Here is a 10,691-nt window from a genome sequence, read left to right as displayed (position 1 = left end):
TAAAAACCACAACTTTACCGGCACTGTTAGTGGCGCCCATCCATAGTGACTATGGGGCAACACTGTAAAACAGCACCAGCGAATAGCGCACCCCTTCGGTTAGCCGACTCACACCGTGAACCAGATTGCCGGCGTGGAGCAGGGCATTGCCCGAGTGCCATGGCACTGTCTGCAATTGGTTATCCCCCAACATGACAAAGCGGCCCCCCTGGAATTCACTTTCATCATTCAGGGCCAGTACTGCGGTATAGCGGCAGATATCGGAGTGAAAGGTGATATAGGGGCGGGTGTCGGGTGAGTAAATCCTGAGGAATATTGTTGTCTGTCTGTTGCCTTCCTCTCCGTTCAGGTCTGCATGTTGGTGGAGTATATCCGGCAGGGCGAGCAATTTATCGACGGTGCACTGGTCGAGTAGTTGGGCCAGTTGCTCCAAGGTGATATTGACTTGATACTCGGGCTGGTCGTCGACGGAGTCCGGGACGACAGAAGTAATATGCTCGCAAATATGCCTGCGCAATATCGTACATTGATCCGCTGTCAATACGGGCAGGTTGTCAACCACAACCACAGGGCTGTTTCCATGAGCGCTATTGTTAGTGCCATAGCTGCGAATTTGTTCCAGCTCTTCAGCTGTTGCTGAAGCTGGGTCTGCATTGTTGAGTAAAAAGCGTTTTACTGATGGACTTTGACCATTGCGATGGCTCCGATAGGCTCGCCGCTGTAGCCAGGTCAGTTTATCCAGAATCGCAGTCGGCGACGGTAAGGCTTTATTCAGCGGCAGGGCGGTTGCGGCGGCAAAGGCAACTTCATCACTGATATCCGGCTGGCGCAATTCCGGGGTAATCAGCGCTTCAGGGCGTGCCAGTGCCGGTAAAGTCAGCTGAAAGTGGAGAATATGGCCCTGGCCGGAAAGGCGGTGGCGACGATATCCGCTGGCGATGATCAGCGTCCCTCCCGCTAGGTGGGCCGTTTCACCAGTATCAAACTCTAACTGGCAGGGTTTCTCGGCCTCGAAATCCAATCTCAAATAGACACATAGAGCGGATTTCCCCCGTAAGAAGGGGGTTTCGCTGTGCTCGTCGCGCACTTGAAGTACCAGATTGCCAATGGCTGAGTCATTGATGGGAATATCATTATTCCTCAGGTGGCAATAGACCCTGTCCACTGAATCCAGAAAACCCTGCCATTGCTCCAGGCCGTACCACAACTGTACCGTACCGGTAAAATCCCGGTAACCATCTTCTGGCAGGTAATGGCATAGGGCCTCTTGATACTGTCGCCAAGCGGCTGGGCTGGAGCAGTGCTCAAAGAGCTGAGTTTGCCAGAGACAGTGTCCGTGATGGTTTACCAGCGTGTAGTTATCGGTTGGCTGATAGCACCGGGTGGTAGTAGTTAGTTCCATCATGTGTTTAAGCCGGCGAGAGCCGTTTCAGTGTCAGTTTCCGGCAAAATTTGGGTGACTCTTTTCCAGTGCTCGGGTGAGGGCATCAGGAATTCGGGGGTGGCACAGTCTTCACTATTTTTAGCGGTCAGGACCAGGTCGAAAGAGAGGGTGACTCGCTCTTCATCAGTTTCATTGGCCGCAACATCATGCATCTGCTTGGAAGGAAATAACAGCAGCCGCCCTTCAACGGGGTCATAGTTGGCCTGCTGAAAATTCAGCGGGTTAAATTCGCTGTAACCCTCTGTCATATTGGAGCCGATGCCACTAGACAGTTCGTTTTGTCGTGTTTCATTAAAAAAGCGGGTTTGCCCAGCATAACCCTCTGTGGGTATAGAGATGTAATAGACGGCGCTGAGGTTAGCGGTATGGTGAGCGTGGCGGGCAACATACTGCCCCTTGGTGGCAATAATGGGCCAGGAGCGCTGAATATAAATGTCGATTTTGCTTAAATCGTGGCCCAGAGTTTTCAGATAGATCAAGGAGTGAAGTTCAACCTGTTCAGTCACCCAGGCGAAGGCCGGGTCATTGTGAATCTGGTCTATCCTGTGGACGTCGCCGGTCCAGCTGGCGCTCTCCGTAGTGCGCTGCTTGCCCGATTGTTCACGCAGCGTGTGAATTCTTTCTAGAAAAGCATTTTTATATTCTGAATGGTTTGTGAGGTCAGTGTAGTAAATCGCCAGTGGGAACCAGACGTCAATCGCCATTAGTCGCACCCTATATTTATTATTGTTTTATCCAGCTAAATTAGATTGAAACAAAAAATACCGCTACTACAACCAAAACTATAAACCAGCTTATTCTTCCAGCCAATACAAAAAACGGTTGTGTTGCCGAATCCGTATTAAACGATGCCCTTATAATTCGATAGGAAATTATAAGGGCGGAATAACAAGGATAAATTTCTAAGCAAGTGCTATTGTGCCGAATGCCTAAGGTTGCAGCAGAATAAAAATCACAGCGAATAGAGCTCAATGAAAGCATTGTTTATTTAGATGCGTTTCAGTGCGGTTGTTTATTGGGGACTATTCCGTACAGCTCCAGCAAGGCCGTTTCTTAGAAAATTTAAATAAGAAGTTCCTCTTTGCGTATTTGTTTCTCCCAATGTCCCCATAGCAACTACAGTGACACCTTTCGCTTAGTGGATACAGGTGGAGGTGGTGGCCTGAAGTAGCTTGTAGTGATGGTGGTTGCGGCTGTCTATTGGGCTCACTTGTATTGAATGTGATAGGTGGGGGCGCGGAGGTCGCGCTCAACCCTGTCACTCAGATGGACAGCATGGCTGTTGTGGGACTGCGGGTGGTAAATCCGGCTGTTAGACTAACAGCACCGCCGAGCTCCTCTCCATTAATAAGGTCACGTCTGCGATAACGCAAAATATTGACAAGTAGGGCGTTAATGAGGGAAGTCTACTCCATGTACCAGCGGATATTATTCAGCGCCATCTGGTTCGATGGTACCTATCTGTGAATGTGCTGATAAAAAATATCCAGAAAACACTCTGATTTGGGGGTAGCTTAGGGCGAATATCATCTATGACGTTTTCTTTTGCTGTTTTCTAGATGGTTAATATTGAAGGTCAAAAGCAAGTGCATATATCCACCTGGGTATTTTTATGCTAGAGTTGGTTAACTGCTTGATTTATATGTATTTTTTGATTTCCTGTTCCTGAGATATGTTAACAGGTGATATATGCAGCTGCTTTTGAATATACTGTTATGCGAAGGAGAAGATAAATGAAAAGGCTTTCAGAGGAAGAAGTTGAGCAATTAAATCTGCTTAAAGAGATGTATCGAGATGGATGGTTCCCAAACCACCTCGTTGATCGTGTCAAGGGGGTTCTGATTGAGATTTGCCGCAAGATTGAGTCTGGCAACCCCAAGAATGAAGAAGAACTATATGTGATTACTCACCGTGCTACCGAAAAAATAAATGACTTACAGAGTGACTTTGAAGAAGAAGGAAGTGAAATAGAAACCGTAGCTCGCGATTCTATAGCTGTGAGTTTCGGAAAGGTTGCAGAAGCTTACGGATTTGAAGTCGATCTAGAAGAGTTGATAGCCCCACGTGATTGGTGAAATAACAGGTAAAACCAATTGGAACTATGGAGCTTGAGCAGGTGCTGGCTCATCACATTGTTAATATCGAAGATCAAAAGCAAGTGTGCATATCCACACTAATATGGGGCGTTAGTTTTTTGATTTCGAGTGGTTTATGCCTGTGATCGAAAGTGGCAAAATAATAAGATATAATGCAGCTGCTTTTGAGTACACTGTTATGCATCGCTGGATAAAAGAAAATGGATCAAGTTCACGTAGTTAATACGATCACTGTTCCAAGTGGAATGGAAGAAACGGCTGAGAGAATCAGAAATGAATACGTTTCCTATTTTAGCAAGCAGGACGGCTTTGTAAGTTCGACATTCTTCAAGTCCATAAATAGGGAAGAGGACGGATCGATAAAATATATCAATACCGTAGTCTGGGAGTCGTACGGCCACTTTGAAAAAGTGGTAAATCTAGGCTTCAATAATAGCGAAGGTTTGAATGCCGATGGGTTCAAAGTTTTGGGTAAGGGGTTTCCTAAACCTATCAAGGTATCCCCAGGTCAATATACAGTGATTGGCTAGCTAAATGCATAACGAATAAGGATAGATCACCCGGCTTCGGTGTCCTTGGCTACCTCGCCTCCAGGCTAAGCCTTATATGATGTTTCTGTTCGTCAGCTCGTAGCTTTGCTAGCGGCTTCCTCCCCACAAGACCTCACGGTCTTGCAGTTGCCATTTGCTAGTAGTTAGCATTTAATGGAGACCATTAAACGGTGATCCTCCTACAGGGGACTTTCACCCCATTAGTTCACGCCCATGCTGGGCGTACCAAGTCAATTAACTACGCGCCTTCAGCGCCGGACAGCTTACACTGCGCTTCGCTACGTTCCAGCTGCCGGTTATTGAGGCGTTAGGGCTATGAACAGATGGTGTATCGAGCAATATACATATTTTTCAGTATTTTCTTGTTTTCTGGATGTACCATACCATCTGCTGATCTGAGTAAAGATGTTCAATACTCACATATAGTCGGTCAATGCTATGAGTTAAAACAACCTGCTTTCGTTTTTGAAGGGCGTTGTGCTGACCTCACAGGATTCAATAATAATAGTGAGCTATGCAATGGTATCCAAGCACAAGGAATGGGTGGTTTCCCATCTAACTGGGGTGATTATCTAAAAAATCGAGTATCTATTGATAGGCAACTATTTGATCGTCTAGCTTTTGAAAAGCAGCGATCGATGCTATTTCCACTGGCAGTCGGGTCAAAGATTTATATAGACAAGCTAGTACATCATGGTTGGGGTACAGACGGAAGGTACTGGGTTGTACGTGGCAATATCTTAATTAATGAAGGTCGCATCGAAGTTGAGCTACCTTCATTTAGCTATGCGCACGGTAAGCCTTATTGGGTCGATGGTATCGCTCGAGCTTTTCCAGGCATTAATCCTAATTTTTTAGCGCCATGCAATGAATCGCCCTAACAAACGCATGTTGTCGGACTGGTTTTCCGCTGCGCTCCAAACCAGCCGCAAATGCGGGCGCTAGTGCGACAAGCGAAGCTTGTTGCATCTTGCTGGGTGAAAGTCCCAGCCTGGTAAGAGTTAGCCACTCACCAGTATCGAGTCTTGCGCGTTGTGCGGAGCTTTAAATTAGGAGTATTTGAGAGGCAGGATGCACGAGCGAACAATCAACGTGAAGCGTAGACAGAGAAATATGTAGGCCATAGGGAGTGCGCGCTCCTGAAGTGCTGGTATCGTTTCGAAATGCAAATTCTAGGTGACGAGGCTTGTAACGCGGTCGAAGTCCATACAAAGCAATCGACTCAGGAGTGAATTTGTTTTCGCTACCTGAATGGCAAGATTGTGGAGACCTAGCGGAGTTCTTAAGCCGTGGCATGCATACAGAGATGTAATGAGAACTTGTGAGACCCAAGGTAACTCCCAAAGGAATGGGTAGGGTAGTGTAGCTGAATAAGCGAGACGAACGATGGTGTCTTGGGAGTCGGACCAGCTCATAGTAGTCGGAGGGCGGGAAAGCCGTCTACAGGGCGAAGGGGCTGGCAGTTATATTGAGCTTGCAGTCGATACATACACCGGACATGTAGGGCTGGATATTGTATGAAAACAAAAGTGCAAGCATTACATTCAGTTGAATCTGAGTCTATACACTTCAGTCATTGGGTGAAAAGGCGAAGATGGGTGGAGTGAATAGCTTTGATAGGATTTAGCTGCGCGGTAAATAATATAACTGAGGAGCCGGATGCGGTAATTCCGCACGTCCGGATCTGCGTGGGGGCAGTCGGGTAACCGGCTGTCCTACCACTACGGCTTTGTTGGGTTTCGAGAAATATAGAAGAAAGGTGAATTGTGAAATTAGAAGTGAATGATGAAGTAGCTAGTGTGATTGGACTTTCTGAAAGTGAATTGCTTGAAGTATTAGCTGTTTCATTGTACAAGCTCGAAAAAATAAATGGAGTGCAAGGAGGGAAGCTCGCTGGGACGTCTGAAATAGAGTTTCATGGTTTGCTTGAGAAGTACGGTCAGTTCATAAATTATAACGAAGATGACCTTGATATCGACATGGATAATTTAAAGGATTTTTAAAATGAATGAATCGGGTAAAATTGTAGTTAGTGACACCACCGCTATTACTTATTTTTCAAGAGTCGGCGCTATACACCTTTTAAAATCACTATTTAATCAAATCTATGTTCCTGAAGCTGTGTATGTTGTGGTCAAGTCCAACCGGACACCTCTTTAAGCACATTTCTCAAATTCGATAGGGGTTACATCCCCCAATGTTGTGTGTATTCTGCATGAGTTGTAATAAGCAATATAGGCTCTCACATCTGCTGTCGCGTGCACCCTTGTTTCATAGAGATTTCCCGTTAGCCACTCTCGCTTCAGGCTGCTAAAAAACCGTTCTGTTGGTGCGTTGTCCCAGCAATTTCCTTTACGGCTCATTGAACATACCATTCCATGCTCCTTCAGCAACGCCTGATAGGTATGGCTGGCATACTGACTGCCTCGATTAGAGTGGTGTAGAAGGCCTTGCGGTGGTGTGCGTAAATTAACGGCCATCATCAGCGCACGACTCGCCAAAGCTGTTTCCATCTGGCGATCTATTTAATACACTACACTAGCTTTTGCATCCCAGTCTCAATCCACTGGCGCCGGTGCTCATAATCTCTCCCTAATTGAGTATCTCTTCCACAAAGGAATGCCCTGCGTACACAGCGGGAGACACAGTGATAATACGAAGTCGCATCAAGTGAGATCTGTGAGCGGCGAGGCTGGGTCATCGGGTATGGGTTTAACTGTTTTAATATCCAGTATTTTTGTTGTGATTTTAGTATTGTGTCAATAGCTGTGACGCCTTAATCTCTACCTTTGATGGGTGTCCAGAAACGCCCTGGATGAGATCTTCCAATACTTGTAACCGCTCCCGGATTCAATACCCCTCTCTGTATATTGATTGCGCAGAGGCTGTAAACAGTAAGACGGATAAGGAATATCTCAACTCCAGTCGCGCCACCTGGTGCGATAGTGCCTGTTTGTGAATATGCTGACACAAAATATCTAGAAAACGCTCTGATTTTTGGGTGGCTTAGGGCGAATATCATCCATTACGTTTTCTTTTTCTGTTTTCTAGGTTGTCAATATCGAAGATCAAAAGCAGTAAAATAACAAGATATATTGCAGGTGCAATATATCCACCTGGGTGTTTTTGTGCTAGAGTCGATTAACTATTTGATTTGTATGTATTTTTTGATTTCCTACTCCTGAGATATGTTGATAGGTGACATTATGCAGCTGCTTTTGAATACACTGTTAGCTGCTATCAAGATTAGGCCACAGGCATTTAAACCATGAGTACTTGGAAACCAATAGACGAAGTTGAAATCCTCCAAAAAACTGAAAATGCACGGTGGCTACTTGAAGGGATACCTAAAGACTTCTGGAAATTGATTAGATTGGACCACCCAGAGAAGTGGTCTCAGCATCCTTGGGGTGACGAAGGGAATGGTTTCTGGGTTGTGGGTGTAATGGGAAATCGATGCATTTATTACAATGACATAGAAGATGGGTTTAATATCAGTATGTTTAAGTCATGGGGAACAATTGAAGAATATTACTGCAATCAACTTGGGCTTCATGAGTTGATCACATCGATAGTTGAATCAAGGTTCAAAATCAGCTAACAAGATGCTGCACCCGACTCCGGCGCTATCGTGCCTCTGCGGGTGAGCTTGGCGTTAAACATCCATAGCTATGGAGAAATTATGCCAAATTGGTTAAATGAATTCCTGTATGTCTTGGTTTTATCCAGGAAGACGCAGTGGGCAATTATTCTTGGTTGTATCTTCTTTATTGGTATTCATCTCCTAGGTGGGCACATGCTAGAAAACTTTGAGTTACATGGCCCAGCTCAAGGAGTCCAGGACGTTATAGCTTACAAATTCGCAAAGAGATATGATAAGGTAGCGTTTATCGCTCTCATATCATTTTTTGTTCTCGCCTATAAGTGTTATCAAAGAGATAGGAAGCGATTTTGGTAAAAACATTTAACAAGCACCGGCACAAATACGCGCTTCGCACTTTGGATTCGCAACAAGTTGCTCGCCTGTGCGGTGGGCGTTAATTATCTAAAGGAGTTCGTAGAACATTGAGAGAGGATGAGTGTAGTGATTCATGGTTCATTGTGACAACCATGGCCATTTTCTTTTTTCTCTTCCAGTGGCTAGAGATCTATAGTATTACCACTATAATGCAATGCGATAAAATTTCAGATTTTTGGTTGACTTATCCACAACAGATATATAGTCCATTCTATATGGTTGCGTATATCTTTGGGCTCATATTTGTCTGGTCATTATTTGATGTTGTACGCGCTATTTATTTGAATTTCGGCGATAAAGTTCAGGCTAGTGTAATATTTATCGGTGTTACCGTTTGTACAATATTTATTGCTAGAGGGCTTTGGGCTCAGTGGGAGCACTTTGAAATAACTAATGGCTTTCTAAAGCCTGAAGATAGCGTTTATCTAAATGTTAAAGCAACCCCTTTCAAGCTAAAAGACCCACGGAGTGGTTTCATAAAGAAAAAGAAATGCGAGACCCCATTTAGAACTCTAAATATTTCCTCCGGAGAAGGCTGGAAAAATCTAGAAAGTGAATTTATCTCTCAGGGGGGTACATTGCCATGGAGATAACGGCAATTAACAAGCGGTTTAATTCGTCCGCTATCGCTCACTGGGAGGCGCTGAAAAACGTGCGCCCATTAACACATTGTTAGCACTAAAAACGAGCTATGAACTACATACAGGAAAATACATCGGAAGTTGGATTCTATACGAACATGAAAGATGTGGCTCATTGGCTTGGGATCAACCTCAAGGATTACGATTGGCATATTTCCGATATAGAAGGGGCTTGGCCAGAGCTAGATGACCCCTCATGGGTAGAGGGTGAAAAGCTAGTCGAAAAACTTGAGGAATTTGACTATCAGTTTGTATGGTCTGTCATTTCAGCGTTCCCGAAAGGCACTGAGTCATTCACCACAGATAAACCATTTGCCGATGGAAATCCTGATTTCTGGCAAGGGGAGCCAGAAAAGCAGCTTAAAGATTCCCTGTTTGAAATCGTATGCTGGGATAGTAGCGCAACCCTATTCATCGGATTGCCTGATGTTTTAGGGAAAAAGCTTGTAACTAATGCTCCAGGCATTAAAGACTTAAACAAAGAAAATAGGCAGCGTCAGTGCTAACAATCAAAGGCAGCGGACCTAAAAACCGTCGTTTCGCTCTGGTTTCGGTCCGCTGCTTTGGGCGTTCAGGCTGTAGAAAAACTAATATACATCTATGGCCCTTTAAGTATGCTTAAAAATTGACCGTGCATGGTGATTCTACATAAATTCTGATTTAGCTTTCACTGATGAGTAGGCTATTTTTCATGTAGAAGTACAATACGAAAAGAGGGCTGAGTTTTTCTGCACCCTCGTTATAATCTTTTAGTCATCAAAGAATGATAAGGCAAAAAAGGGAAGTTTAAAAATGGAATGTGGTCATTGTTCTCATGAGTTTAAGTTTTCACAAGTACCATTGATTGATAGGAGTTATCGAGCTTGGTCCTGCGACTTTAGGTGTCCCGATTGCGGGGTCTGGTTAAAAGTGTCATCAAGAAAAACATGGCTAATAAACCTATCAATTTTTTCTGCTGTTTCTGCTTTATTCTGCTTGTTTTTTCTAAATCCTATTAACGTTGTTCCTATCTCTACTCTAGGGTTGTTTTCAATAGGGTTTTACCTTTCTTCTCTAAAAATCAAAAAAACTTACCCAATTTATGAGCATGGCTAATTATAACAAGTCGCATCACGAAATTGCTTCGCGGTGGACCTTCGTTTCGGCGCTTTGCGCCTACACTGTGGCCCGTGTGCGAAATATTATGTGTCCAACCTGATATGACTAACAAATATGAGAAATACGTAAAGGGAATAGATTTTTCCAACATGTCAGATGTAGCGAGACCTACAATGATCGCTCTCGGGCAATCTCAATACGGAGATAATATTGATCAAGTTTGTCCTAGATGTGAGTCGCCAATCAATGTTGAGCCGAAAAGCACAACACCTGATGGCAGACCTTCTGCTTGGTTCATTTCGTGTAAGTGTGGAGCATGTGATGGTGCATTTAGAGGCCTTTGAAGCAAGAGTACATAACAAAGCCAAGCACGATCACCAGCAAATCTGGCTGGACCTGCATTCCGCAGCTTCGCTGCTCCATTTCGCCCCGTGTTGGCGGCGGTAAGAGAGACGATATAGTCACATATAAAATTTCAGGCAAGAACGAGGTTTATGTCCTTGCGAAATCTGGAGGAGTGTCGCTCTTTGATGGTATCAGCAGTAAGGTGCAACTTGGACCAAAAGACACTTGGTGGGTTATAACCAGAAACGCTAAGTTAGAAGAAGGTTTAATTATTGCTAAAGATATTCGCAAAGACAAAGAGGGGAATACCCATTACTCTATCGAGGCTGAACGGGATATGCCAATTTCTGAGTATTTGGAGGAATTAGAGTCGCTAAAACAGTACATGAAGAAGGTTCAATGATGTCCTACACGTATAAAGATCTTACATATATTAGAGTAGCGTTACAGGTCTACGAGGCTAAGCTAACAAAAATTGAATACGAAGATTGCGATGAT

Annotated in this window: 10 protein-coding genes and 1 pseudogene; 8 read left to right on the top strand and 3 right to left on the bottom strand. The window is 44.4% G+C overall.

Annotation, left to right across the window (positions count from 1 at the left end; translation table 11 throughout):
- Positions 1–49 precede the first annotated feature (49 nt).
- Together ACJJIK_RS04845 and ACJJIK_RS04840 are read right to left on the bottom strand one after the other, a co-directional pair.
- Positions 50–1,405: a 2OG-Fe(II) oxygenase gene (locus ACJJIK_RS04845; protein WP_444944380.1), complete on the bottom strand. Its 1,356-nt coding sequence runs from the start codon at positions 1,403–1,405 to the stop codon at positions 50–52.
- A complete protein-coding gene (locus ACJJIK_RS04840; protein ID WP_444944379.1) occupies positions 1,402–2,148 on the bottom strand; it encodes a TIGR02466 family protein in 747 nt (248 codons plus the stop codon). Before ACJJIK_RS04840 ends, ACJJIK_RS04845 begins: the two co-directional genes overlap by 4 nt.
- Before the next feature lie 1,029 nt (positions 2,149–3,177).
- Between ACJJIK_RS04840 and ACJJIK_RS04835 the strand changes: the two genes are divergently transcribed.
- From ACJJIK_RS04835 to ACJJIK_RS04820, 4 genes are all read left to right on the top strand, one after another.
- On the top strand, positions 3,178–3,519 hold the full coding sequence (locus ACJJIK_RS04835) for a DUF5713 family protein (RefSeq protein WP_444930916.1): 342 nt from the start codon (positions 3,178–3,180) through the stop codon (positions 3,517–3,519).
- Positions 3,520–3,740: 221 nt separating this feature from the next.
- Positions 3,741–4,070, top strand: coding sequence for an antibiotic biosynthesis monooxygenase family protein (locus ACJJIK_RS04830; RefSeq protein WP_444930917.1), 330 nt, complete (start codon positions 3,741–3,743; stop codon positions 4,068–4,070).
- A gap of 344 nt (positions 4,071–4,414) precedes the next feature.
- On the top strand, positions 4,415–4,972 hold the full coding sequence (locus ACJJIK_RS04825; protein WP_444930918.1) for a hypothetical protein: 558 nt from the start codon (positions 4,415–4,417) through the stop codon (positions 4,970–4,972).
- An 885-nt stretch (positions 4,973–5,857) separates the two neighbouring features.
- Positions 5,858–6,094, top strand: coding sequence for a UPF0175 family protein (locus ACJJIK_RS04820; protein ID WP_444930919.1), 237 nt, complete (start codon positions 5,858–5,860; stop codon positions 6,092–6,094).
- A 153-nt stretch (positions 6,095–6,247) separates the two neighbouring features.
- On the opposite strand, the pseudogene ACJJIK_RS04815 reads toward ACJJIK_RS04820, so the two are convergent.
- Positions 6,248–6,604: pseudogene (locus ACJJIK_RS04815) on the bottom strand (integrase core domain-containing protein); the annotation flags it as partial.
- Between the two features lie 755 nt (positions 6,605–7,359).
- Between ACJJIK_RS04815 and ACJJIK_RS04810 the strand changes: the two are divergent.
- The 4 genes from ACJJIK_RS04810 to ACJJIK_RS04795 all read left to right on the top strand — a co-directional run bounded on the left by ACJJIK_RS04810 (position 7,360) and on the right by ACJJIK_RS04795 (position 10,596).
- On the top strand, positions 7,360–7,692 hold the full coding sequence (locus ACJJIK_RS04810; RefSeq protein ID WP_444930920.1) for a hypothetical protein: 333 nt from the start codon (positions 7,360–7,362) through the stop codon (positions 7,690–7,692).
- Positions 7,693–8,156: 464 nt separating this feature from the next.
- A complete protein-coding gene (locus ACJJIK_RS04805) occupies positions 8,157–8,702 on the top strand; it encodes a hypothetical protein (RefSeq protein ID WP_444930921.1) in 546 nt (181 codons plus the stop codon).
- Between the two features lie 98 nt (positions 8,703–8,800).
- Positions 8,801–9,256 carry a hypothetical protein gene (locus ACJJIK_RS04800; protein WP_444930922.1) on the top strand — a complete coding sequence of 152 codons (456 nt, stop codon included), beginning with the start codon at positions 8,801–8,803 and terminating at the stop codon, positions 9,254–9,256.
- A gap of 932 nt (positions 9,257–10,188) precedes the next feature.
- Complete coding sequence (locus ACJJIK_RS04795) at positions 10,189–10,596, top strand: hypothetical protein (RefSeq protein ID WP_444930923.1); 408 nt, start codon at positions 10,189–10,191, stop codon at positions 10,594–10,596.
- Positions 10,597–10,691: the final 95 nt, after the last annotated feature.

The organism is Microbulbifer regidiadema (SeqCode) (assembly GCF_052466995.1).
The sequence above is the reverse complement of the archived record's forward strand: the minus strand, read 5'-3'. Positions and strand labels throughout refer to the sequence as shown.

What these genes read in the sequence shown, in the direction of transcription:
- ACJJIK_RS04825 (WP_444930918.1), top strand. Translation starts at nt 4,415, where the DNA reads ATGGTGTATCGAGCAATATACATATTTTTCAGTATTTTCTTGTTTTCT.
- ACJJIK_RS04800 (WP_444930922.1), top strand. Translation starts at nt 8,801, where the DNA reads ATGAACTACATACAGGAAAATACATCGGAAGTTGGATTCTATACGAAC.
- ACJJIK_RS04835 (WP_444930916.1), top strand. Translation starts at nt 3,178, where the DNA reads ATGAAAAGGCTTTCAGAGGAAGAAGTTGAGCAATTAAATCTGCTTAAA.
- ACJJIK_RS04810 (WP_444930920.1), top strand. Translation starts at nt 7,360, where the DNA reads ATGAGTACTTGGAAACCAATAGACGAAGTTGAAATCCTCCAAAAAACT.
- ACJJIK_RS04845 (WP_444944380.1), bottom strand. Translation starts at nt 1,405, where the DNA reads ATGATGGAACTAACTACTACCACCCGGTGCTATCAGCCAACCGATAAC.
- ACJJIK_RS04830 (WP_444930917.1), top strand. Translation starts at nt 3,741, where the DNA reads ATGGATCAAGTTCACGTAGTTAATACGATCACTGTTCCAAGTGGAATG.
- ACJJIK_RS04840 (WP_444944379.1), bottom strand. Translation starts at nt 2,148, where the DNA reads ATGGCGATTGACGTCTGGTTCCCACTGGCGATTTACTACACTGACCTC.